Annotated in this window: 18 protein-coding genes and 2 tRNA genes; 11 read left to right on the top strand and 9 right to left on the bottom strand. The window is 57.1% G+C overall.

Features of this window, described 5'->3' with window-relative positions; all coding sequences use genetic code 11:
* Positions 1 to 414: 414 nt before the first annotated feature.
* Together VJ956_RS10315 and htpG are read right to left on the bottom strand one after the other, a co-directional pair.
* Positions 415 to 633, bottom strand: a complete 219-nt coding sequence (locus VJ956_RS10315) for a DUF2835 domain-containing protein (RefSeq protein WP_324084479.1) — start codon at positions 631 to 633, stop codon at positions 415 to 417.
* An 11-nt stretch (positions 634 to 644) separates the two neighbouring features.
* Positions 645 to 2,537 carry a molecular chaperone HtpG gene (gene htpG / locus VJ956_RS10310; protein ID WP_324084477.1) on the bottom strand — a complete coding sequence of 631 codons (1,893 nt, stop codon included), beginning with the start codon at positions 2,535 to 2,537 and terminating at the stop codon, positions 645 to 647.
* Between the two features lie 406 nt (positions 2,538 to 2,943).
* On the opposite strand from htpG, the gene VJ956_RS10305 reads away from it, so the two are divergent.
* From VJ956_RS10305 to VJ956_RS10290, 4 genes are all read left to right on the top strand, one after another.
* On the top strand, positions 2,944 to 4,239 hold the full coding sequence (locus VJ956_RS10305; RefSeq protein WP_414674427.1) for a M48 family metalloprotease: 1,296 nt from the start codon (positions 2,944 to 2,946) through the stop codon (positions 4,237 to 4,239).
* Between the two features lie 76 nt (positions 4,240 to 4,315).
* A complete protein-coding gene (locus VJ956_RS10300) occupies positions 4,316 to 4,864 on the top strand; it encodes a hypothetical protein (protein ID WP_324084475.1) in 549 nt (182 codons plus the stop codon).
* Positions 4,861 to 6,048 carry an iron-containing alcohol dehydrogenase gene (locus VJ956_RS10295; RefSeq protein ID WP_324084473.1) on the top strand — a complete coding sequence of 396 codons (1,188 nt, stop codon included), beginning with the start codon at positions 4,861 to 4,863 and terminating at the stop codon, positions 6,046 to 6,048. Before VJ956_RS10300 ends, VJ956_RS10295 begins: the two co-directional genes overlap by 4 nt.
* Before the next feature lie 105 nt (positions 6,049 to 6,153).
* Complete coding sequence (locus VJ956_RS10290; RefSeq protein ID WP_324084471.1) at positions 6,154 to 6,942, top strand: substrate-binding periplasmic protein; 789 nt, start codon at positions 6,154 to 6,156, stop codon at positions 6,940 to 6,942.
* A gap of 28 nt (positions 6,943 to 6,970) precedes the next feature.
* Here VJ956_RS10290 and VJ956_RS10285 read toward each other — a convergent pair whose 3' ends face one another.
* Positions 6,971 to 9,457, bottom strand: a complete 2,487-nt coding sequence (locus VJ956_RS10285) for an ABC transporter permease (protein WP_324084469.1) — start codon at positions 9,455 to 9,457, stop codon at positions 6,971 to 6,973.
* Positions 9,457 to 10,155: an ABC transporter ATP-binding protein gene (locus tag VJ956_RS10280; RefSeq protein ID WP_324084483.1), complete on the bottom strand. Its 699-nt coding sequence runs from the start codon at positions 10,153 to 10,155 to the stop codon at positions 9,457 to 9,459. The genes VJ956_RS10285 and VJ956_RS10280 overlap by 1 nt, the downstream gene beginning before the upstream one ends.
* Positions 10,156 to 10,256: 101 nt before the next feature.
* On the opposite strand from VJ956_RS10280, the gene VJ956_RS10275 reads away from it, so the two are divergent.
* Positions 10,257 to 10,892 (top strand): arylesterase, encoded by a 636-nt coding sequence (locus VJ956_RS10275; RefSeq protein ID WP_324084467.1) that lies wholly within the window; start codon positions 10,257 to 10,259, stop codon positions 10,890 to 10,892.
* Positions 10,893 to 10,913: 21 nt separating this feature from the next.
* Here VJ956_RS10275 and VJ956_RS10270 read toward each other — a convergent pair whose 3' ends face one another.
* Positions 10,914 to 11,879 carry a YheT family hydrolase gene (locus VJ956_RS10270; RefSeq protein ID WP_324084465.1) on the bottom strand — a complete coding sequence of 322 codons (966 nt, stop codon included), beginning with the start codon at positions 11,877 to 11,879 and terminating at the stop codon, positions 10,914 to 10,916.
* A gap of 73 nt (positions 11,880 to 11,952) precedes the next feature.
* Between VJ956_RS10270 and VJ956_RS10265 the strand changes: the two genes are divergently transcribed.
* A tRNA-Asn gene (locus VJ956_RS10265) sits at positions 11,953 to 12,028 on the top strand.
* A 26-nt stretch (positions 12,029 to 12,054) separates the two neighbouring features.
* Here the strand turns inward: VJ956_RS10265 and VJ956_RS10260 are convergent.
* On the bottom strand, positions 12,055 to 13,347 hold the full coding sequence (locus tag VJ956_RS10260; RefSeq protein WP_324084481.1) for a M18 family aminopeptidase: 1,293 nt from the start codon (positions 13,345 to 13,347) through the stop codon (positions 12,055 to 12,057).
* 76 nt (positions 13,348 to 13,423) lie between these two features.
* Here VJ956_RS10260 and VJ956_RS10255 point away from each other — a divergent pair, with 76 nt between their 5' ends.
* Complete coding sequence (locus VJ956_RS10255) at positions 13,424 to 13,903, top strand: hypothetical protein (RefSeq protein ID WP_324084463.1); 480 nt, start codon at positions 13,424 to 13,426, stop codon at positions 13,901 to 13,903.
* A gap of 16 nt (positions 13,904 to 13,919) precedes the next feature.
* On the opposite strand, the gene rlmKL is transcribed toward VJ956_RS10255, so the two are convergent.
* Positions 13,920 to 16,100: a bifunctional 23S rRNA (guanine(2069)-N(7))-methyltransferase RlmK/23S rRNA (guanine(2445)-N(2))-methyltransferase RlmL gene (gene rlmKL, locus VJ956_RS10250; RefSeq protein WP_324084462.1), complete on the bottom strand. Its 2,181-nt coding sequence runs from the start codon at positions 16,098 to 16,100 to the stop codon at positions 13,920 to 13,922.
* Between the two features lie 313 nt (positions 16,101 to 16,413).
* Here rlmKL and rmf point away from each other — a divergent pair, with 313 nt between their 5' ends.
* Positions 16,414 to 16,623 carry a ribosome modulation factor gene (gene rmf, locus VJ956_RS10245; RefSeq protein WP_324084459.1) on the top strand — a complete coding sequence of 70 codons (210 nt, stop codon included), beginning with the start codon at positions 16,414 to 16,416 and terminating at the stop codon, positions 16,621 to 16,623.
* Positions 16,624 to 16,721: 98 nt separating this feature from the next.
* Here the strand turns inward: rmf and VJ956_RS10240 are convergent, their stop codons facing one another.
* Positions 16,722 to 17,747, bottom strand: a complete 1,026-nt coding sequence (locus tag VJ956_RS10240; protein ID WP_324084456.1) for a quinone-dependent dihydroorotate dehydrogenase — start codon at positions 17,745 to 17,747, stop codon at positions 16,722 to 16,724.
* Positions 17,748 to 18,152: 405 nt separating this feature from the next.
* Here VJ956_RS10240 and VJ956_RS10235 point away from each other — a divergent pair, with 405 nt between their 5' ends.
* Entirely contained in the window at positions 18,153 to 19,316 is a 1,164-nt protein-coding gene (locus VJ956_RS10235) for a cation diffusion facilitator family transporter (protein WP_414674428.1), read from the top strand.
* A 262-nt stretch (positions 19,317 to 19,578) separates the two neighbouring features.
* On the opposite strand, the gene uvrB is transcribed toward VJ956_RS10235, so the two are convergent.
* Positions 19,579 to 21,639: an excinuclease ABC subunit UvrB gene (uvrB, locus tag VJ956_RS10230; RefSeq protein WP_324084452.1), complete on the bottom strand. Its 2,061-nt coding sequence runs from the start codon at positions 21,637 to 21,639 to the stop codon at positions 19,579 to 19,581.
* A 126-nt stretch (positions 21,640 to 21,765) separates the two neighbouring features.
* Between uvrB and VJ956_RS10225 the strand changes: the two genes are divergently transcribed.
* Together VJ956_RS10225 and VJ956_RS10220 are read left to right on the top strand one after the other, a co-directional pair.
* Positions 21,766 to 22,950 carry a pyridoxal phosphate-dependent aminotransferase gene (locus VJ956_RS10225; protein ID WP_324084450.1) on the top strand — a complete coding sequence of 395 codons (1,185 nt, stop codon included), beginning with the start codon at positions 21,766 to 21,768 and terminating at the stop codon, positions 22,948 to 22,950.
* Between the two features lie 69 nt (positions 22,951 to 23,019).
* Positions 23,020 to 23,095 (top strand) — tRNA-Asn (locus tag VJ956_RS10220).
* Positions 23,096 to 23,139 lie beyond the last annotated feature (44 nt).

Raw genomic sequence — 23,139 nt, 5'->3', positions numbered from 1 at the left:
GAAATCCTCGCCCAGCGGATTGGACTTCCTGTCGTGCTGATGCAGGATGTCCAGGTTAAGATTTTCCGGCCACCAGGCCGTTACACCAGCTTTCTCCTGCGTGTTGGAGCCGTGCATAACCGGGCACTTTCCGCCTGAGCTATTGTTCTCTGTCATTTCTCTCTCCTGATTCGATTTGGCATAACGACACTACGTTTGCAAAGTAAAGCATTCCTAACTATAGGACAAAAATACTGCTCTGCTCTGGGTATTTCTTATGCCCCGTATAGCGAATGTCTATCGAGGTCACCGCAGTTCAAAATGCTTTTATGATCCGCGGACTCCCCAAACGTAACGCGACAGCGTTCATTCAATACAATTAATTAAAAATACGATAATGAAAGCTTTTATTAATTGGAGGGTCACTGAAGAACATCAGAGTCTTTCAATTGAGGTGAACTTCCCGGCGTCGTCGAAAAGTATCCGGAAGCTGCCGCGAACGCCATCCTGGAGGTAAAAACGGGAAAGAATACGGGCCGGGAAACGAACTGATCGTCCGTCCCGGGCCGTAGTGTGAACATCGGTGGCAAGACCCTGGTAGAGCTTGATCCACTCAGCCGGGCTGATCGAGATATCCACGATAATCTGCTGCATCCGGCGTCAGATCAGTTAGCCAGCTCAAGCAGCAGGCGGTTCAGCCTGCTGACATAGGCGCCCGGATCGGGCAACTGCTCGCCACTTGCAAGGGTGGCCTGATCCAGCAGTACGGCGGACAGTTCACCGAACCTTTCCTCGCCCTGCTCCTGCTCAAGGCGCTGCACCAGCGGGTGGTCCACGTTGATTTCGAAAATCGGCTTGCTGTCCGGCACTTTCTGACCGGCCGCCTCCATGATCTTCTTCATCTGTGCGCCCATGTCATAGTCGGCCACGACCAGGCAGGCCGGTGAATCCGTCAGGCGATTGGTGACACGGACTTCCTGTACCCGGTCGCCCAGTGCGGTCTTGATGCGCTCCAGCAGATCCTTGTGCTCTTCCGCCGCCTCTTCCTTGTGCTTCTTGTCTTCCTCGGTTTCCACATCGCCGAGATCCAGATCACCACGGGCCACGTCCTGGAACTGCTTGCCGTCGTATTCGGTCAGATAGCCCATCATCCACTCGTCGATGCGATCAGTAAGAATCAGCACTTCAACACCCTTCTTGCGGAACACTTCAAGGTGCGGGCTGCTCTTGGCGGCCATGAAGTTGTCTGCGGTGATGTAGTAGATCTTGTTCTGGCCTTCCTTCATTCGTGCGATGTAATCGTCCAGCGACACGTTCTGGGTTTCTTCGCCGGTATGAGTGGAGGCAAACCGCAGCAGGCTGCCAATTTTCTCACGGTTGCTGAAGTCTTCCGCCGGGCCTTCCTTGATCACCGTGCCGAACTCATTCCAGAACTGCTGGTACTGCTCGGGCTCTTTCCTGGCCAGTTTCGACAGCATATCCAGTACGCGCTTGGTGACGGCGGTACGGATGCTGTCGACAGTGCTGTCATTCTGCAGGATCTCACGGGAGATATTCAGGGACAGATCGTTGGAATCAATCACACCCTTGGTGAAACGCAGGTACAGCGGCAGGAACTGCTCCGCGTCGTCCATGATGAACACGCGCTGAACATAAAGCTTCAGCCCGCGGGGCGCGTCCCGGTTGTAAAGATCAAATGGCGCACGGCCGGGGATGTACAGCAGGCTGGTGTAGTCCAGCTTGCCTTCCACTTTATTGTGGGACCAGGTCAGCGGGTCTTCGAAATCGTGAGAGATGTGCTTGTAGAATTCCTTGTATTCCTCGTCCTTGATTTCGCTGCGTGACAGTGTCCACAGGGCTGTGGCGTCGTTGACGGTCTCGTCTTCGCCTTTCTCGCCTTCCTCGCCGGATTCTGACTTCATCACCACGGGGAAGGAGATGTGGTCAGAGTACTTTTTCACCAGGTTGCGCAGGCGGAAGCCGTCAGCAAACTCTTTGGCCTCGTCCTTCAGATGCAGCACAATCCGGGTGCCACGCTCGTCAAGATCGACATTCTCAATGCTGAACTCACCGTCGCCAGTGGATTCCCAGTGCACACCTTCTTCCACCGGCGCACCGGCACGGCGGGTATAGACCTCAACGGCGTCTGCAACGATAAAGGAGGAATAGAAGCCGACACCGAACTGACCAATCAGCTTGCTGTCTTTTTTCTCGTCACCGGAGAGTTGTTTGAGAAACTCGGCGGTACCTGAACGAGCGATGGTACCGAGGTTCTGAATGACGTCCTCCCGGGACATGCCGATGCCGTTGTCAGAGAGTGTGACGGTGTTGTTCTCGGAGTCGTAATCCAGCCGGATTTTCAGTTCCGGATCATCTTCATAAAGGCTGTCGTCTTTCAATGCCGCAAATCGCAGTTTGTCCTCGGCGTCTGAGGCGTTCGATATCAGCTCACGAAGGAAGATTTCCTTGTTTGAATACAGCGAATGGATCATCAGGTTAAGCAGTTGCTTGACCTCGGTCTGAAATCCTAGAGTCTCTTTCTGTGTTTCTACAGTCATAGCGTCTTGTTCTCCCGGTATCACTCACAATTTAAGGAGCGAGCACAGAGGCCGTTCCGAAAACGTGCGAAGCCATGGATGGCGGAGCCCGAGCGTACAGGGACGTATTTACAGCGTGTTTCGGAACGGCCTCTGTGCTCGCTCCTGCACATAATTCTCAGGCTTGGGCTGGAATTGGGGGCAACCGGAGCCTTTTCAAGGCTAATCCGGCCAGAAACCATGTCAGCCCGGCCAGTTCGGGATAAATTCCCATTCAACGTTTCCGCAGAACAGAGGCTCCCAAGAGTATTGCCCAGAGGTCACTGCCCCTGCGGAGAACTGTGGTGTAACCTTTCAACTGACAGACTGATTGCAGCGCCGGCATTTGCCGGGCTTGACGAAAACCAACTGAATGGAGCGGATTTCGATGGTATTCAGGCGTTTTCTGGCACCCACTGCCCGGGTACTCCTCGGCACGGCTTTGGCGGCCGTCATGCTGACAGGCTGTTCGGTAAACCCGGTGACCGGGGAAAAACAGCTTTCCCTAATTCCGGAAAACAAGGCACTGGCGATCGGCGCAGAGCAGTACAAGCCGACCCAGCAGACCCAGGGTGGCCAGTTCTATCTCGACCCGGAGCTGAATCTTTACGTGAAAGAAGTCGGCATGAAACTGGCCAGGGTCAGCGACCGGCCAGACCTGCCCTATGAGTTCGTTGTTCTCAACAGCAGCGTGCCGAATGCCTGGGCACTGCCCGGCGGCAAAATTGCCATCAACCGAGGATTGCTGACGGAATTCGAAGACGAAGCCCAGCTTGCCTCGGTGCTTGGCCATGAGATTGTTCATGCCGCCGCGGGCCACAGTCTCCAGCGCATGCAGCAAAGCACACTGATCAGCCTTGGTGTGGCCGGACTGGGATATGCGATCTCCGATAACGAATGGGCCAGCCTGATCATGGGCGGGGCCGCAATGGGCGCGCAACTGGCGTTGGCCCAGTACAGCCAGAGCGCCGAACTGGAATCGGACCACTATGGCATCCGTTATATGGATGCAGCAGGATATGACCCCCAGGCTGCTGTCGAGCTTCAGAAACTGTTTGTGCGACTCTCGGAGGGAAATAACCCGGGATTCCTGCAGGGCATGTTTGCCACCCATCCACCCTCACAGAAGCGGGTTGATGAAAACCAGAAACTGGTCAACAGGATCGGAGCCGGAGGCTATCGCGGACGCGAAGCCTACCAGCAAAAACTGGCTTTTCTGCGCAGTCGCCAGCCCGCCTATGATGCCTACGACAGGGCGCGGCAACTGGCAGGCAAGGAGCAGCTTGACAAGGCCATGGCCGAAATCAACGAAGCCATTGACATCGAGCCTGAGGAAGCCGCTTTCTACGCGTTCAGAGGCCAGCTCTACCGGGCCCGGCAACAACCCGAACAGGCGGCGGCGGATTTTGACAGGGCCACGTCGCTCTACCCGGAAATGTTTGCTTACCAGCTCCAGAGTGGCCTGAATGCGCTGGCACTGAACAATCTGACGAAAGCCCGTGATAGTCTCAAGCGGGCCAATGAAACCGTGCCGACATCCATAGCGTTTCTGCGGCTGGGCGATATAGCCGTGCGCCAGAACCGTCGCGATGCCGCTCTCCGTTACTACAGCACGGCGGCGGAGGCTGACGGTCGGGTTGCAGCCGAAGCGAAGCAGAAACTTGCTGCGCTGACGGGGAATTAAGGAACTTCTGCCATATTGACTTCTAGAGCAAAAACTCTAAAACTTGGCATACCTTTACGACAACCGGAGTTTTGCCATGTTCGCAAAACGCATCCAGCCGATGGTATTCCAGGCGCGGCGGCTTTACGTGGAACTGATGTTCCAGGTTATGGGTCGTGCTCTTCAGGCCGTCAGCGAAATTGACCCCACGGTCCAGGCCGAAAGCCGCGCCCTGCCGACGGGCTTTCTGTTTGAAATGATGGTGATGCCGGACGGCTCACGGCTGATTGTCGAGCACACCGGTAATGGCAGACTCCATTATCATGGTGACAGTGCCCCGCGCCCGATCGATCTTTCCATCCGCTTCAAACACGTTGCCCATGCGTTTCTTGTGCTGTCGTTCCAGGAGAAAACCTCGGTGGCATTCGCCAATGACCGTATGCTGGTCGACGGCGAAATCAGTTATGCCGTTCGCATGACCCGTATTCTGAACCGGCTTGAAACCTTCATTCTTCCGAAGCTGGTGGCAAAACGGGCAGTCAAGGAATACCCGGACTCATTGCACCTGCCGGAAAAGCTGATCAGCGCAGCGCGTATCTATCTGAAAGTTGCCACCAATTTTATCGAGACAGCGAGAACATCATGACGAACCAATACTACGAATTTTTCTGTCCGGTGAAAGTTATCGCAGGCAGGGCCGCTCTTGAGCATATTCCCTACGAACTGACCGGCCTGGCCGCCACCCGCCCGATGATTGTGACCGATAAGGGGGTGCGCGCGGCCGGCTTGCTCGACCCGGTGATTGCAGCCTGCGAGGAAAGCGGGCTGGAAATTGTCAGCATTTACGATGATGTGCCGCCCGATTCCTCTACCAGCGTGGTAAAGGAAATTGCCGGTATTTATCGCAGCGAAAAATGCGATTCGCTGATTGCGGTTGGCGGCGGCTCCGCCATTGATACCGCCAAGGCCGTCAATATCCTGGTCTCGGAGGGTGGCGATGATATTTCGAAATACAGTGGCGCAGGTATTATCAAGCACCCGCTCAAACCGTTTCTGGTTGTTCCCACGACCGCAGGCACGGGTTCCGAAGTGACATCAGTAGCCGTGATTACTGACACCACAAGATCCGTCAAGCTGCCGTTCTCGTCTTCATTTCTTTTACCCAATGCGGCGGTAATCGACCCCCGCATGACAATGACCCTGCCACCACATATCACGGCGGCAACAGCGATGGACGCCATGACCCATGCCACCGAGGCGTTTACCTGCATGGCGAAGAATCCGCTCAGCGACGCCTATGCCACGTCTGCGATCAGGAAAATAAGCCAGTTTCTGTTGCCTGTAATGGACAACCCGAAAGATGCCACAGGCCGGCTGGAACTGGCACAGGCGTCGACCATGGCAGGTATTGCCTTCTCCAATTCAATGGTGGGCCTGGTTCACGCCCTCGGCCATGCCACTGGCGCCATCTGCCATCTTCCCCACGGTATGTGCATGAGCCTTTACCTGCCATACGTGCTGGAATACAACCTGGAAACGATACGCGAGCCGCTGGGCGAGTTACTGCTGTACCTTGAGGGACCGGAGGTCTACGCATCGACGCCGTTCAACCGCCGGGCAGAAGCCACTATCTCGGCTCTCCGTAAACTCCGGGACGAACTTCACAAGCGCTGCCGGTTGCCGCGCACGCTGAAGGAAACTGGCAGTGTAGAAGAGGATCAACTGGATACCATTGCAGAAATGGCGCTGGATGATGGCGCCATCATGTTCAACCCCAAAGAAGTGCTTCTTGAGGACGCCCGAGCTGTTCTGCAACGTGCCTGGGTCTGACCGGCCGCAGTTGAAACGGCGCCGCCGAAGCAGCACAATTCAGTGGCGGCTGGCATGGACGGGCCGGAGAATAAAAACACGTTCATTAATCACAGTGAAGACTCTATGAGCAGTCCGTCCATCAGTTTCAGGCTTGCCCCTGCCGTTGCAGGTCTGTTGCTGCTTGCCAGTTCACTTGCCCCGGCAAACACGCCCGCCGCAGGCCTTTCCGATTCCGAGAGCCGGGTTTTTCGCTTCAATGTGTCGCCGAGTGGCTATCCGCCCTACCTGATCTGTGGTGACAATGGCACCGCCGGCATTATGTGGGAAGTGGTCGAAACCATCGCGGAACATATCGGTTATCGGGTAGAGCCTGTCAAAGTGCCTCGTAAACGGGTGGATCAACTGCTCCTGGAAGGACTGTTTGACGGCACGCCACGGGCCAGAGAGTGGACTGATAATCCCGATGAATTCATTTTTACCGACCCGGTTGTCGACATTGAGGAAGTCATTTTCTTTCCCAAAGATTCTGCTGCAAAATTTCGGGTTGTTGAAGATCTTTTTTCACTGACACTGGTTACCCGGCTCGGCTATTACTTCCCGGCACTGGAACCCCATTTCAGATCCGGCCGGATTGAACGATTCAATGTGCCGCGGGACCAGGATATCTTCATATACCTGTTAAACAACGACGAACTCGACGCAGCAATAGCCGACCGGCTGGTGGGCCAGTGGCTGCTTATGGAACAGGGCATTCAGGATGAATTCAGGGCCAGCTCATCAATCCTGAGCCAGTCCGGGTTCCGGCTGATGTTACGACCGGGCTGGCAGGAGTTTGCCAGGGCTTTCAACGAAAAGCTGGCCGCCATGCGTGCCGAGGGCGAGATAGACGCCATTCTGTCTAAATATCGCTGATTCCCCCCTGACCCGGCGCCAGAGCTGCCTATTCCAGTCTTCGCAACAGCAGCATGGGCGAGACACTCAGCACCGGTTTTAACTGCCACCGACCAAACAGCGCCAGCACCAGGGCGCTGATCAGCGGAATCGGCAGAATGACCTGCCAGTGCCACTGGAACTGACCTTCGAACATCCGGAACTGCAATGCCCAGACCGCGGCCTCCGCGGCAACGACCCCGAGGACGCCCGCAAAAAAACCGAGAAAGGCAAATTCCAGCATGGTGCTGCGAACCAGCAGTGACTGGCGCCCACCAAGGGTTCTGAGCAGAGCCCCTTCACGCTGGCGCTCCTGCATGGTCGCGCTGACCACTGCAGCCATCACCACCAGTGCCGCCGCCAGAATGAGTGCAAGTATGGCTTCGATCGCCTGGGTGACCTGACGGACAATTTGCTGGATCCGGTCAATGATGTGGTCAATTTCCAGTAGCGATACGGTGGGGAACTGTCGCGAAAATTCATTAAGAGCCGATTTCTGGTCCTCGGGCAGATAGAATGCCGTTATCCAGGTCGCTGGCATATTCTCCAGCCCGCCACCGGGGGGAAACGCCATGTAAAAGTTGGGCTTCATACTGTCCCATTGCACGGTCCGGACACTGGTGACTGGTTCAGTGACCTTGTCAGAACCAATGGTGAAGCCAAGCTTGTCACCGACTTCGACACCCAGTTTGCCAGCCAGCTCGGCCTCTATGGATACACCGCGTTGATCACCCGGCTTGAACCATTCGCCGCTGACAATTTCGTTGTCTTCGGGCAGGTCCTGCATCCAGGTCAGGTTCAGCTCCCGGTTCAGGGCACCCACACTTTCTTCCTTGGTCACGGCCTCCTTCACTGGCTGGCCGTTAAGCTCGGTCAGGCGTCCGCGAACCATCGGATAGAGATTACGCAGGGGCTGACCACGCTCTGCCCAGAATTCTTCAACCTGGTCCACCGCGTCCGGCGCAATGTTGATCAGAAAGTGATTGGGAGCGTCCTCCGGCAGCTGTGCCTGCCAGTCGCTCAGCAACGAGGTTCGCACCAGAATCAAGGTCGCAGCCAGCATCAGGGTCATGGCGAAAACCGCAATCTGGGACAGGCTCGCTCGCCGGTGGCGGTACAACCCGACCAGCGCCAGACGCCAGGCATTACCGCCACCGCTGATCTTGCGCAGGGTGGTAACCATCACCCAGCCCAACAGCGCGAGGGTACCCAGCAGCAGCGCCAGTCCGCCCAGCAGCGCCAGCACCAGGGATACTTCCCCGGCGTAGAGCCAGACCAGGCCAAATATGGCGACAATGGCAATCATCAAGTCCGGAATCGCTTCCCGCCCGGACTCACCGGGCTGGCTTCTGAGCACCCGCATGGCCGGTACGTTTTTCAACCGGCGAATCGGCGGGTAGGCGAAAGCGAACAGCGACACCAGGGCTGTCAGCAGGGCCGGTACCAGTGCGTCAGGATCAAGATGGTAATCAACGGACTGTTCCAGTACCTGCCCCAGCACGCTGGACAACAACCAGAACAGCGGTAAGGCAAACAGCAACCCGCCGATCGCGCCGACGATTCCCCACAAGGCCAGTCGGCGCAGGTAAAGCCGACCAATGCCACTGCTGTTCACCCCCAGCGTTTTGAGCAACGCCACGGTATCACGCTGGGACAGCGCGTATTGTCGGCTGGCAACCGCGACAGCAACAGCGGCAAGCATGACTGCCAGGCTACCCCCCAGCAGCAGGAACCGCTCTGCCCGTTGCAGGGATTCCGAGAAGGTCTCGCCATCACGCACGCCTTCCCATTCGTGACTCGGTTCAAGCTGCGGCTGCAGCCAGGAATAATAACTGTCCAGCGCCGCTTCCTCCCCGGCAAACAGGTAGACGTATTCAACCCTGCTGCCTTCCTGAATGACTTCCGTTGAGGACACATCACTGGTATGCATCATCACCCGTGGCGCCAGCGCAGACATTCTGAAGCCACCGTCCGGTTCCCGGACCAGCAGGCCCGATATGGTCAGCGACCGGTTGCCCACGTCAAGCGAGTCACCAACACCAAGCTCCAGCAACCGCAACAACCGGGGGTTCACCCAGACCTCGCCGGGTGCGGGGCCGGAAGACAGCATTTGCCTGGGGGCATCAGCGCCCTGCTGGATCTCGACCTGGCCGCGCAACGGATAGCTGTCGCTGACGGCCTTTACCGACACCAGCTGAAATTTGTCGGCGCCATATACCATGGTGGAAAACTCCACCATGCGGGCGGTCTCCAGGCTGCGGTCGCTGGCTTCCTGCAGCCAGGCTTGGGGTACTTCCCGCCCGTTCTCGGCCTCAAGCTGGCGATCGGCAGCCAGAAATGAGCTGGCCGAGGTGACCAGGGTCCGCTGCAGCTGGCCGGCAAACAGCGCGATGGTTGCCACCGTGGCAACGGCAATGATCAGTGCCGCCAGCACCACCCGCACATCCCGCTCGCGCCAGTCCCGGCGCACGGACATGAGTTTCCGGGTAGCGGCCATCAGTTCACCGCCGCGGTTTCGGCGGTGGCATTTGTCGAAGGCTCGGTAAGAATACCCGCTTCGATCGAAAACTGCCGCCCACAGCGTGCGGCCAGCCTCTCGTCATGGGTAACCATGACCAACGTGGTGCCCTGCTCGCGGTTCAGAGTCATCAGCAGATCAGATACATCGTGCCCGGTGCGATTATCGAGATTGCCCGTCGGCTCATCCGCAAACAGAACGGCAGGTTCGGAGGCGAAGGCCCGGGCAATGGCTACCCGCTGCTGTTCGCCACCGGAAAGCTGACGTGGTGTATGATACAGCCGCTCGCCGAGACCGACCCGTTCGAGCAGTTCCCGGGCTTTGGCTTCCGGCTTGTCGGAACCGCCCAGTTCGAGGGGAAGCATGACGTTTTCCAGAGCGGTCAGCGCTGGCAATAACTGGAATGACTGAAACACAAACCCGACCCGGCGGGACCTGAGCTGGGCGCGCTCGTCCTCGCTCAAACTGCTGATCACGGCACCGTCCAGTTCAACGGTGCCGTCGGAGGGCGTATCAAGCCCGGCCAGCAAGCCAAGCAGGGTGGTCTTGCCGGAACCTGAGCGACCGACGATCGCCACGGATTCACCGCGGTTGATTTCAAGATTGACCCCCTGCAAGATCGTCAGCGTATCTGTTTCCAGGCGGACACGCTGGGACAGGTTGGTTGCTTTCAGCATGGGCCCGGACTTGCGGGATTGATGTTCACTCAGGTCACTCACGAGCTCTCCAGGGTAGTAGCAAAAGGGTCATCGCAATTTTGCGGACAAACAGGACTTTTATGGATACGACAATCCGACGTCTGAGATCAATAGTTTTCATTGCTTTAATACTCTTTATTGCGCCAGTCCGGGCAGGCCAGGGCACACTGCTGATCATGGGAGACAGCCTCAGCGCCGCTTACGGCGTCCAGACCGAGCAGGCATGGGTGGCTTTGCTCAGAGAACGGCTCGATACGGAACAGTTATCCGGCTGGAAAGTTGTCAATGCAAGCATCAGTGGCGAGACCACCGATGGCGGTCTCAGGCGGTTGCCCGACCTGCTGGACCGACACCAGCCGGACATCGTGATGATTGAACTGGGGGGCAACGATGGTCTGCGGGGCTTTCCGCCCCAGGTGATTCGCAACAATATCACAGCAATGATCGAACAGTCGCAGCAGGCGGGCGCCGAGGTTCTGCTGGCAGGCATGCAGATTCCCCCCAACTATGGCCAACGCTACACGCAAGCATTTGCGGCGATTTTCCCGGAACTGGCCAAGCGCCATGACACCGAACTGGTGCCCTTTTTCCTGGCCAACATCTACGACCGGGAAGGGCTGATGCAGGACGACGACATCCACCCCACCGCCGAGGCGCAGGAGCAGTTGCTGGATAACGTCTGGCCAGAACTGCAACCGATGCTGGAAAAACAGTAGCGCCATGACCTTATAACGCCATCAGCACAATAGTGAAGCAAAGTGTCTGACCGCCCGGCGCTCAGACCAGTAACTGCCATCGGCTGCCTGCTCAACGAAGCCGACATGGCCACCCCATTGCGGAAACTCCACCCGGACATGGCGGCCGGTAACGGCCGGATCCACGGGAAAACAGAGCTCGGACAGAAACGGATCATCACTGGCATTCACCATGACCGCCGGAACCCGGATATCTTTCAGTCGCCCGAGTGCCGAGCAACTCTGCCAGTAATCCTGAGCGTCGCGAAAACCATGTAAAGGCGCGGTAAAACGGTCATCGAATTCGTGGAAACTCCGGATCTTGTCAAAGTCCGAGGTGTCGATCAGCCCTGGAAATTGCCTCGACTTCTGTTCCATTTTAACTTCCAGGTCTCTGAGAAAACGACGCATATAGATTTTCCGGCTGGGCCGCGCCAGAGTGTCAGCGCTGCCTGCGAGATCGCAGGGCACAGAAAAGCCGATAGCGCCGCAAATCCTGCTGTCGATTTGTTCCGACTGCTCGGCAAGATACAGCAGCGTGAGATTTCCGCCCATACTGAACCCGGCAAGGCCCATGGTCCGGTAGCCCTGCGCCAGCCCGTGCCTGACTACCCGGTCCAGGTCGCCGGTAGCACCGCTGTGATAGAACCGGGGCTGATGGTTCATGATGCCGCCACAGGACCGGAAGTTCCAGGCCAGCACGTCCCACCCCTCACGAAACAGCGCCCTGGCGAGCCCCTTTATGTAGGGACGGCGACTATGGCCCTCAAGGCCATGGGACAGAACTGCAAGCCGGTCGCTGTCCTGCCGATACCAGTCAAGGTGGAGCTCGTCTTCATCATCCGTCGGCAGAACCTCAGACTCCGGTTGCTGGACAGCAACGGCCCGGAACAGCGATGGCCATATGGATTGCACATGGCCGCTGCGAAGCCACAGGGGAGGTTTATACTCTGGTGCCGCGTCGTACAAAATTTAACCTTTCAATTCATGGGCTTGACGCCCTCATGGAAAGCGCCTAAGCTTCGCGCCAATCCAGCTTTGTTCCCCGATAGCTCAGTTGGTAGAGCAACGGACTGTTAATCCGTTTGTCGCTGGTTCGAGCCCAGCTCGGGGAGCCATGTTTTCAGACTGTGCTTTTCCGCTCTCAGACCAGCTCCTTGCGCCTGAAGAATTCCCGCAATACCTGGTAAAGCGTCAGGCCATCTCTGGCGCCAGCGGTTTCCCGGATGGAGTGCATCGCGAACTGCGGCACACCAATATCCAGCGTGGTAACACCGAGGTTTGCCGCGGTCAGCGGCCCTATGGTACTGCCACAACCCATGTCACTGCGCACCACAAAGGTCTGATACGGCAGCCCCAGGTCACCACTGATATGCCGGTAAATCGCCGCGGAACGGCTGTTGGTCGCATACCTCTGATTGTGATTGACCTTGATCACCGGGCCCTGATTCAGCAAGGGCCCATGATTCTCGTCGTGCTTTTCAAGGTAGTTCGGATGGACGCCGTGAGCGTTGTCCGCCGAGATCATCATTGAACTGGCCAGGGTCTGACCCCGGCCGGCGCCACACCAGCGATCAAGTACCGAAGCCAGAAAAGGTCCCTGCGCCCCCTCGGCAGACATACTGCCGACTTCCTCGTGATCGTTGCACACCAGCAGCGCAGGTTCGTCGCCGGAGGCGTCAATCAGCGATCGGGTGCCGATGAAGCAGCTAAGCAGGTTGTCGAGCCGGGCGGAGGCAATAAAGTCGTCCTGCAAGCCCACCAGCGCTGCGGGCTGGGTATCGTAGAAGCCAAGTTCGTAACCCAGGATCCTGGTAATCCGGATGCCCTGGTGCTCGCGTTCGAGCTGCGCTTTGAGCAGGTCGGCAAACCGGGTGGTATCGTCTTCCGGCACCTGCATCAGAACCGGCGGAAGATCGGTTTGCGGATTCACCGTCCGACTGCTGTTCGCTTCCCGGTCCAGGTGAATGGCCAGGCTCGGAATCGAGGCAATCGCCTTGCGAAAATCCACCAGAATGTCCCGAACGGTTCCGGCCTCATCGAGAAAGCTGACCCGTCCGGCCAGGGACAGATCACGGTCAAACCAGGGATTCAGCAGGACACCGCCATAAACCTCTACCCCGAGCTGGAAATAGCCTTTGCGGCGCAACTCGGGGTTTGGTTTCACCTTCAGACACGGGCTGTCGGTGTGAGCCCCGACCATACGGATGCCGGCCTGATCCGTCGGACGTTTGCCGGTTCTGAAAGCCACGATGGACGAGCCGTTACGAATGACGTAATAGGCCTTGCCCGACTCGAGACTCCACTCCTGCTTTTCATCCAGCGCCTGGAACCCCGCTTCGTCAAGCATCTGTTTCATGCTTGCAACGGCGTGCCAGGGCGTGGTTGCGGTATTCAGAAATGCGATCAGCTGCTGATTAAAATCCGCGTATTCCATGATGCCCCTGATAAACTGATTTTGGCGCCGCCAGTATGGCATGATGGCGCCTTTGGTCCTATAAGGAGAGCCCATTTTGCCCGAGCCGCGCTTTCTCGATATCGAGTACTGCCAGACTGAAGACACCCTGTTTCCGGTGGCCATGGCCTGGTCAGTAGAAAATGGCCAGATGAAAACCGTGGTCATTGCCCCCGACGACAGCTGGGTGCCGGAAGACGGTGATATGGGCGATGTCGACCTGCTCTATCTGGAGGAGCAGGGTGTGCCTTTGATCGAAATCGTTCACGAGCTACACCAGGATCTGCCGGACCAGACGGTTTATGTTGATGGCATGGACCCGGATGAAATCCTGATTGACCTCATTTTTGACGCCGTGGGCCAGGAGCCCCCTTTTGAGATTGTCGGCATTGAATCGCTGGTAACCTCCCTTACCCGGGAAGAACTGGACGACCGTCGCCGACAGCTACTGACCGATGAGGGGCTGCAACCCCAACTGCCGGAAAACAGTGTCTACGCGATGTTGCTGATCGCCCGCGAGGAAGGTTTCTTCGACTGAGCAATGGTGCCCGGCCTCAGGTTTTGTGCTGGATATGCCAGCATCGATGGATACGGGCATTACGCTGGAAATCCTTATCGAGGGTTTCGCGGCTGACCTCTGTTACCGCAAAGGTTTCCTCGACAGCGTTGTCCAGTTTGAATCGCCGGAAATTATTCGAGAAGATCAGCGTCCCCTCCGAAGTGAGCCGCTGCATCGCCTGGCCGATCAGCCTGGCGTGGTCCCGCTGAATATCCAGAACACCTGCCATTCGCGCCGAATTCGAAAAAGTCGGCGGGTCCATAAAAATCAGATCGAAGCGCTGATCCGGGCCCGGATTTTCCGCCAGCCACTGCAGACAATCGGCCTGCTCCACCCGGTGACGGGACAGATCAGCGCGATTGAGAGCCAGGTTGTCCTGCGCCCAGTTTACATAGGTTCTGGACATATCAAGGCTGAGCGAGCGACTTGCTCCACCGACGGCCGCATGAACGGTCGCAGCCCCGGTGTAGCAGAAAAGATTCAGAAACCGCTTGCCCCCGGCATGCTGCTGAATCCAGTGCCGGACCGGGCGATGATCGAGAAACAGCCCGGTATCCAGATAATCCTTCAGATTCACCCTGAGTACGCAGCCGTGCTCGTGAACATTGAAAAACTCGCCGCTGGCCTCACGCTTCTCATACTGGTTCAGGCCGGCCTGGCGCTGACGCTGCTTGCAGACTATATCGGCGCCATCAATGCCAAGCGCATCAGGTATTACGGCCAGGGCTTCGGCCAGCCGCTCCCGGGCCGAACGCTCATCAATGGTTTTGGGCGCCACATATTCCTGCACATGCACCCGGCCCTCATAAATATCGATGGCGAACGCAAACTCCGGCATGTCGGCATCGTAAAGCCGGTAACAGCCAATGCCCTGTTTCCGGGCCCACTGGCCGATGGTTTTCATGTTCTTTCGCAGCCGGTTCTGCAGCATGGCCGCGCGTTCCTGATTGGTGATCCGCGGCGTAATTTCTCCGGGCACGTCGGGCGCCCGGGAAGTTCTGGCGCTGGCCTCGTCTACGGTGAACAATAAAAGCCGGGCGGGCAGCCTGCCGTTATACAGCCGGTATTGTTTATAGCTTCGTAACCCCAGGGATTTTCCGTATTCGGGGGCGCCGGTAAACACGCCCAGGCGCCAGCCTGGCAATGCCCGTTTAACCGCTTCTCCCAGGGCGCTATAAAGCGCCGCGAGTTCTTTGCGTTCGCTGAGTCGCTCGCCGTAGGGGGGATTGACCAGTGCCAGCCCCGGCACAGTTCCGGACTCAGCCGGTAGCGCTTCGATATCGCGTGTCTCAAGGGTGATCTGCTCGCCAAGGCCGGCCCGCCCGGCGTTGTTACGGGCGGTCGCGATGACGGCCGGCTCCTGATCATAACCGCTGAACCGGATCGGCTGTTCGCTCAGCCGCTGCCGGCCTTCCAAGGCCCGCTTCTCGGCTTCCTGGCGAAGACCCAGCCAGAGCTCTGCATCGTGCCCGGGCCATCGGCTGAAACCCCAGTGTTCGCGCCGGCGCCCCGGCGCCAGATCCATCGCCATCATGGCCGCTTCAATCACCAGAGTTCCTGAGCCACACATGGGGTCAAGGAAGCTGCCCCCCTCGCGGGCGATGTCGGGCCAGCCTGACCTCAGCAACAGAGCTGCGGCAAGATTCTCTTTCAGCGGTGCCGCACCCTTTTCGGTCCGATAGCCGCGTTTGTGAAGGCTTTCACCGCTCAGATCTATACCAACGGACAGCACACCCCGGTGCAGTCTTGCCGAAATGGTAACGTCAGGGTCTTTGGCATCCACCGAAGGGCGCTGGCCGCTGGCTGTTCTCAGCCGGTCCACAATGCCGTCCTTCACCCGCTGGGCGCCGAACTGGGTATTGCGGATTGCGTCATTCTGACCGACAAAATTCACCCTCAGACTACCGGTCACCGGAATGTGGTTTTCCCAGGGTAAATCAGTGACGCCGCCCAGCATCAGGTCCGCCGATGTCGCATCGACATCGGCCAAATGAAGAATCACGCGATTCGCCAGCCGGGACCACAAACACGCCCGATACCCGGACTCCAGTGTGCCGTTCGCCCAGACACCGGCCGGGGCGTTGCGTAACGGTTCCATACCGAAGGTCTGTAACTCTGCTTCCAGAAGATACTCCAGACCCTTTGGGCAGGTTACAAAAAAGTTAAGTTCTGACACCGTATCTCCTGAAAATATCGACAACCCAAAACACCCCGGTATGACGCACTTGCTGATGAAGAGATCACGTTTTTATACTTTATGGCGATAAAAACGCAAAAAATAGATGAAATAATTAGTGTACAGGGCCGCCGACTTAGTTTTACCTTATAAAAGACGCGTCGTTCCGGCAGCCCAAAAGCTGCCGTTAACAGGATCCTGACTGCTCTGGTCATCAGTGACAATAGCGGGTTACCCCGGAAGGGTGACTCCAGCCACTGGCCACTGCAGGTGTGTACACACATGTTCTGTTAATCTATCAGTGAGGAACGGCATGAAAAGACAGAAAAGAAACATGTACGCTCGCGCATTCAAACGGGGCTATCTGGCCGGAGTGTCTGGCAAATCCAAAGACAGCTGCCCGTTGGATCAGGCTGAATTCCGCCAGGAATGGCTCAACGGGTGGCGAGAGGGCCGAACAGATCAGTGGGAGGGCATGACCGGCGTTTCCGGCATCCACAAGTTAGCCAATGTGACGGCCTGACTTGGTCCCGACTTGTTTTCCTGATTTTTTAATTTAATACGCCACGGGGTTTATTCCCCGCCCGGGCCCGCTCTGCGGGCCCTTTTTTTGCCCGGCTGTTAATGCTGCCGCAGTTCCCGGATGGCCTCCACCGATTCACTGATCAGACCGGGGCCGCGGTATATGAGTCCGGTGTAGAGTTGCACCAGTTTAGCGCCGGCACGGATCTTCTCAGCCGCGCTGTTACCGTCTGTGACACCGCCCACACCAATGATCGGCAAGGCTTCACCAAGCTCCGAATACAACGCTTTAATGACACGCGTGGACGGATCCCGGATCGGCAGTCCACTCAGGCCACCGGTCTCTTCGGCGTGTTTATGGCCAGCTACGGCGTTGCGGCTGATGGTGGTATTGGTCGCTATCACTCCATCCAGGCCACTTTCTTTCAGTGCCGAAGCAATAAACCGGATGCCCTCATCCTCCAGATCCGGCGCGATCTTGATAGCGACAGGCACATACCGGCCAGTGTCTTTTTGGCAGCGGGCCTGCTCATCCTTGATAGCATGCATCAGGCCTTTCAGGGAATCTCCGAACTGCAGGTCCCGCAGGCCCGGCGTGTTGGGCGAAGACACATTGACTGTTACATAGTCGGCATGAGGGTAAACCGCTGCAATGCCCTTTCGATAGTCGTGTTCCGACGCCTCATTGGGCGTCGCTTTGTTTTTTCCGACGTTGATACCCAGGATGCCGGGGTAACGGCGGTGGCTGACGCGATCCAGTAAATGCTCCAGACCGTGATTGTTGAAGCCCATACGATTAATAATCGCCTGATGCTCTGGCAATCGGAACATTCGCGGTTTCGGGTTACCATACTGCGCGACCGGTGTCACCGTGCCCACCTCGATAAAGCCAAAACCAAGAGCGCCCAGAGCGTCGAGATGATCTGCATTCTTGTCCAGGCCCGCGGCAAGACCAACCGGGTTGGGAAAATCCAGACCCATCACCCGGACCGGAAGGTCAACCGGCCTGGCAACGATTTTTCCCAGCAAACCAAGCTTGTGTCCAAGATCAAGCCCTGCCAGAGTGAGATCGTGAGCTGCCTCCGGTGGCAACCGGAACAGAAATTTTTGCATGAGCTGATACATAAATACTCTCACTGACTGGACTGGGCAGGAGTATAACGAATCTTTTCCACAGCATCTCCCTACCTGACTCTCATGACAGTTAAATGTCTGTCCCATTAAGGTGTTGTGATCTTTTCCACGGAATCTGTGGATAACCCTGTTGAAAATCCCCGGGTAACGCTGGCGATCCCTTGATATCCGCGCCAATCTACGGATTGATCATTTTTTGATCAGTTATTTAATTCTTATTTATCAATTAGTTACAATTTTTTTGCAAAATTTTATATTGCCAGTTTCCCGAAACCCGACCATATCGACCAAAGGTGTACATGTGCATAAATCGGGCAACCCGCAGGCGCTGATCCGTTTGCCAACAGCTTTCAGAATACCGGCTATAATGATTTCCAAATGCTGTCAGAGAGCAATATGAGCGATCCGCTATCCCCCTCCTCCGATCGTCAGAAACAGCTCACCCGGGAACGGTCGGCAGCCACGAGAATTACATTTATCGGAATGATTCTCGATGCCTTTCTGGGCGTACTTAAAGTGATCACCGGATTACTGTTTCACTCGCAGGCTTTGCTGGTGGATGGCATCCATTCGTTCAGCGATGTTGCTTCCGATCTCGTTGTTGTGGGCGTGATGCGGCTTTCCCGTCAGGCGCCCGATCAGGAGCACCCGTACGGACACCAGCGCATCGAAACCCTGGGCACCATGGTCCTCGGGAGCCTGCTGATTGCGGTCGGCGCGGCTCTGGCATGGGATAACACCCTGCGCCTGCTGGATCACGCTTCAGCCATCCTGCCGCAATGGCCTATCCTGTTGGCCGCATTGATCTCGGTACTCAGTAAGGAATGGATCTACCGTTACACCCGTCGGGTCGGTCTGGCTATCCGCTCGGACCTCATTGTCGCCAATGCCTGGCACAGCCGCACCGATGCGCTTTCTTCAATTGTGGTTCTGGTTTCCACCGTCGGTGCCATGATGGGTTACCTGTGGCTGGACATACTGGCGGCTATCATTATTTCGGGCCTGATCATCTATATCGGCTGGAAGTTTACCTGGGACAGCGTCAGGGAGCTGATCGATACCGGACTGTCACCCGAAGATACCGCCACCTTGCGGGAAAAGGCCATGAGCATTGAGGGTGTGCGTGACGTTCATGAGCTTCGCAGCCGGCGCATGGGCCAGGATATACTGCTGGATGTTCACCTGGTCGTACGTCCGGAAATCAGCGTATCAGAGGGACACCAGATTGGCATGCATGTGGTCGCGGCCATGCGGGAAACCATGGATAACATTCTGGATATCAATTTTCACGTGGATGCGGAGAATGACGACGATCAGGCCCTGACATCCGAAAAGCTGCCGACCCGGGGGGACATCCGCCTTGCTCTGCAGGAGCATCTGCCCGTGGATTTACCACCCAATAGCAGGCTGAGGCTGCACTACCTGAAAAACCGGGTCCATATGGAACTGTTCCTGGAGGCCGACCCGGAGCACGAGAGGTCTGATTCCGGGATTGTCAGTCACCAGATGGAGGCCTATCCCTGGTTCGGGAGCCTGCGAATCTGGTACTCCCGACCCTAGTGTCCCGTCTGGTTAATTCGTTGATCTACTGCTTGGCGCTCGTGCCTCTGGCCAAGGCGCCAGTGCGCAGGTGTGGTGGTTCCACATCAAGGGCTGGCAACACAGGTCCAGAGGCCCGAGCGACAAGCCCTTCGGGAGCCCCTGAAAGCCTTGACAGCGGTGTTGAGTCGGCTCGATTTGGAACCACCAAACCTTCGCCACCGCGCCTTGCTCTCAAGGCTTTCAGGGGCTCAGTAGATCAACGAATTAACCAGACGGGACACTAACCAGTTCGCAACGCAGCTTCCTTGAGCTCGGAAATCTCGTCACGCAGCCGGGCCGCTGTTTCGAAGTCCAGGTCCGACGCAGCCTTGTACATTTTGTCTTCCAGCCTGCCCATCTCTCTGAGAATTTCGTCCGGGGTGCGGTCACCGACCCTGGCGCGGTAACGCTCGGCCTCTTCCGCTGCCTTCTCGCCAGGACGCTCCGGCTTGCGGCGCCCGCGACCGCCGCTGGCAGCGCCCTCCATAATATCGGCAATCTTTTTGTTCAGGCCGGTCGGTGTGATGCCGTGGGCCTCGTTATGCTCAGCCTGTTTGGCACGGCGGCGCTCGGTTTCATCAATCGCACGCCGCATGGACCCGGTGATGTTGTCACCGTAGAGAATGGCCTTACCGTTAACATTACGGGCAGCGCGGCCCATGGTCTGGATCAGTGAACGGTCGGAACGCAGGAAGCCTTCCTTGTCTGCATCCAGAATGGCCACCAGTGACACTTCCGGCATGTCCAGACCTTCCCGCAGCAGGTTGATGCCAATCAGCACATCAAATTCGCCCCGGCGCAGATCCCGAATGATTTCGACCCGCTCGACGGTATCAATGTCGGAGTGCAGATATCTCACCCTGATTTCATGTTCCATCATGAAATCGGTGAGATCTTCTGCCATGCGCTTGGTCAGCGTGGTGACCAGCACCCGTTCATTTACCGCCGTACGCCGCCGGATCTCGGACAACAGGTCATCAACCTGGGTTGATGCGGGACGGACCTCAATAACAGGGTCCAGCAGACCCGTGGGTCTGACCACCTGCTCCACCACCTGGCCCGCGTGTTCGGCTTCATATTTACCGGGCGTGGCCGAGACAAACACCATCTGCGGCGCCATCCGTTCCCACTCATCAAACCGCATGGGGCGGTTATCCAGTGCCGATGGCAGGCGAAAACCATATTCCACCAGAGTCTCCTTCCGTGACCGGTCGCCTTTGTACATGGCCCCGATCTGGGGAATGGTGACGTGGGATTCGTCCACGATCAGCAGGGCGTCTGGCGGCAGATAATCAAACAGGGTGGGTGGCGCCTCACCGGGCTGGCGACCCGAAAGATAGCGGGAATAGTTTTCAATGCCGTTGCAGTAGCCCAGCTCCAGCATCATCTCTATATCGTAGCGGGTGCGCTCCTCCAGCCGCTGGGCCTCTACCAGCCGGTTGTTGTCACGCAGCTGCCTGAGCCGCTCATCCAGTTCCACCTTGATGTTCTCGACGGCATCCAGCACCTTCTGACGGGGCGTGACATAGTGGGACTTGGGGTAGATGGTCACCCTGGGCACACGGCGCAGAACCTCGCCGGTCAGCGGGTCGAAATAACTCAGGTTTTCCACCTCATCGTCAAACAGCTCTATGCGGATGGCTTCCTTTTCCGATTCCGCCGGAAACACATCGATCACATCGCCGCGCACGCGGTAGTTGGCCCGATGGAACTCGATATCATTGCGGGTGTACTGGAGTTCAGCGAGCCGTTGCAGAATGTGACGCTGGTCAATCTCGTCACCGCGATCCAGGTGAAGCATCATTTTCAGATAGGACTGGGGATCGCCCAGACCGTAGATGGAAGACACCGTGGCGACGATAATCGCATCCGGACGCTCCAGCAGCGCCTTGGTGGCGGACAGCCGCATCTGTTCGATATGCTCGTTGATGGATGCATCTTTTTCAATGAAGGTGTCCGAGGACGGCACGTAGGCCTCGGGCTGATAATAGTCGTAGTAGGAAACGAAGTATTCCACCGCATTGTCAGGAAAGAACTCGCGAAACTCCCCGTAAAGCTGGGCCGCCAGGGTTTTATTGTGGGCCATGACAATGGTTGGCCGCTGGATCTGCTGAATAACATTGGCGATGGTGAAGGTTTTACCGGACCCCGTTACCCCCAGAAGCGTCTGGTGGGCGAGCCCCGAATGGATGCCATCCACCAGCCCTGCAATCGCTTCCGGCTGATCGCCGGCGGGTTCGAAAGGGGAAGCAACGGTAAACCTGCCGTCTCGTCTGTGCGCGCCTTGTTCTGAAGTCGCCATGGTATTGCGGCATCCTCTGCTCTGTCTGATTGGGGCCTGGCCGGGTAAAACCGTCAAGAAACTTATCGTAATAAATTGATTATGGTAACATCTGGCCCACTCATCGCAGCTTTAAGGAGCGCAAGTTTGGACCTTCAACTTTCCAGCCGGGTACAGGCAATCAAACCCTCCCCCACGCTAGCCGTCACCAACAAGGCCGCAGAACTGCGTGCCGCCGGTCAGGACATCATCGGCCTTGGCGCTGGCGAGCCTGATTTTGATACACCGGACCATATCAAGAGCGCGGCCATTGAAGCGATCAGGGCCGGTCAAACCAAGTACACAGCGGTGGATGGTACGCCTGCGCTTAAAAAGGCGATCATCGCCAAGTACAAACGGGACAATGGCCTGGATTACGAAGCAAACCAGATTCTTGTTTCAAGTGGTGGCAAACAGAGTTTTTTCAACCTGGCCCTGGCAACTCTGAACAAGGGCGACGAAGCCATTATTCCTGCGCCCTACTGGGTTTCCTACCCGGACATGGTGCTGGTGGCAGAAGGCAAGCCGGTGATCATCGAATCCGGCCCGGAAACCCGCTTCAAGATCACCCCGGATCAACTCGAAAAAGCCATTACCGAGCGCACCCGTCTGTTCGTGATCAACAGCCCGTCCAACCCCAGCGGTATGGCTTATACCCTGGAAGAACTGCAGGCCATTGGCGAGGTTCTGAAAAAGCACCCGCAGATCATGATCGCGACAGACGATATGTACGAGCCGATTCTGTGGACGGGTGCGGCATTCTGCAACATCCTGAACGCCACGCCGGAACTGTACGACCGCACTTTTGTGCTTAACGGTGTGTCCAAAGCCTATTCCATGACCGGCTGGCGCATCGGCTACGCTGCGGGGCCGGCGAAGATCATCGGTGCCATGAAGAAGATCCAGTCCCAGAGCACCTCGAACCCGTCTTCAATTTCCCAGGCAGCTGCGACCGCAGCCCTGGACGGACCGCAGGAGTGCGTGCAGGAGATGGTCAGCGCATTCAAGAAGCGGCACGATTATCTGGTCAGGGCGCTGAACGAATTGCCTGGCGTTGAATGCCTGGAAGGCGACGGTACTTTTTATGTGTTTCCCCGCGTTCAGGGCGCGATTGATGCCGATTCCGCTGTCAGTGATGACGTTGAGTTTGCCGAGAAACTGCTGACAGAGGCCGGCGTGGCGCTGGTTCCCGGCTCTGCTTTCGGTTCACCAGGGCATATGCGACTGAGCTTTGCGACCAGCATGGAGAACCTCGAGAACGCTATTTCCCGCCTGAAAAAAGCTCTGGGCTAAAATTTAAAGGCAGGGGTTGACGGGGCCGTGGGGTAATCTTACTATACGCGCCTCGTCTGAAGACGACGTTCCCCGATAGCTCAGTTGGTAGAGCAACGGACTGTTAATCCGTTTGTCGCTGGTTCGAGCCCAGCTCGGGGAGCCACTATTCCGAAAAGCCGCTATTCCTCTGGATTGGCGGCTTTTTTT

The sequence above is a fragment of the Marinobacter sp. genome (assembly GCF_035268745.1).
Classification (GTDB): Bacteria; Pseudomonadota; Gammaproteobacteria; order Pseudomonadales; family Oleiphilaceae; genus Marinobacter.
This window is presented reverse-complemented; position numbering and strand designations above follow the sequence as displayed.

Coding starts and splice junctions, on each gene's coding strand:
- VJ956_RS10305 (WP_414674427.1), top strand. CDS start 2,944: ATGGTATTCAGGCGTTTTCTGGCACCCACTGCCCGGGTACTCCTCGGC.
- VJ956_RS10280 (WP_324084483.1), bottom strand. CDS start 10,155: ATGCTGAAAGCAACCAACCTGTCCCAGCGTGTCCGCCTGGAAACAGAT.
- VJ956_RS10295 (WP_324084473.1), top strand. CDS start 4,861: ATGACGAACCAATACTACGAATTTTTCTGTCCGGTGAAAGTTATCGCA.
- VJ956_RS10260 (WP_324084481.1), bottom strand. CDS start 13,347: ATGGAATACGCGGATTTTAATCAGCAGCTGATCGCATTTCTGAATACC.
- htpG (WP_324084477.1), bottom strand. CDS start 2,537: ATGACTGTAGAAACACAGAAAGAGACTCTAGGATTTCAGACCGAGGTC.
- VJ956_RS10235 (WP_414674428.1), top strand. CDS start 18,153: ATGAGCGATCCGCTATCCCCCTCCTCCGATCGTCAGAAACAGCTCACC.
- VJ956_RS10315 (WP_324084479.1), bottom strand. CDS start 633: ATGCAGCAGATTATCGTGGATATCTCGATCAGCCCGGCTGAGTGGATC.
- VJ956_RS10240 (WP_324084456.1), bottom strand. CDS start 17,747: ATGTATCAGCTCATGCAAAAATTTCTGTTCCGGTTGCCACCGGAGGCA.
- uvrB (WP_324084452.1), bottom strand. CDS start 21,639: ATGGCGACTTCAGAACAAGGCGCGCACAGACGAGACGGCAGGTTTACC.
- VJ956_RS10275 (WP_324084467.1), top strand. CDS start 10,257: ATGGATACGACAATCCGACGTCTGAGATCAATAGTTTTCATTGCTTTA.
- VJ956_RS10285 (WP_324084469.1), bottom strand. CDS start 9,457: ATGGCCGCTACCCGGAAACTCATGTCCGTGCGCCGGGACTGGCGCGAG.
- rmf (WP_324084459.1), top strand. CDS start 16,414: ATGAAAAGACAGAAAAGAAACATGTACGCTCGCGCATTCAAACGGGGC.
- VJ956_RS10290 (WP_324084471.1), top strand. CDS start 6,154: ATGAGCAGTCCGTCCATCAGTTTCAGGCTTGCCCCTGCCGTTGCAGGT.
- VJ956_RS10300 (WP_324084475.1), top strand. CDS start 4,316: ATGTTCGCAAAACGCATCCAGCCGATGGTATTCCAGGCGCGGCGGCTT.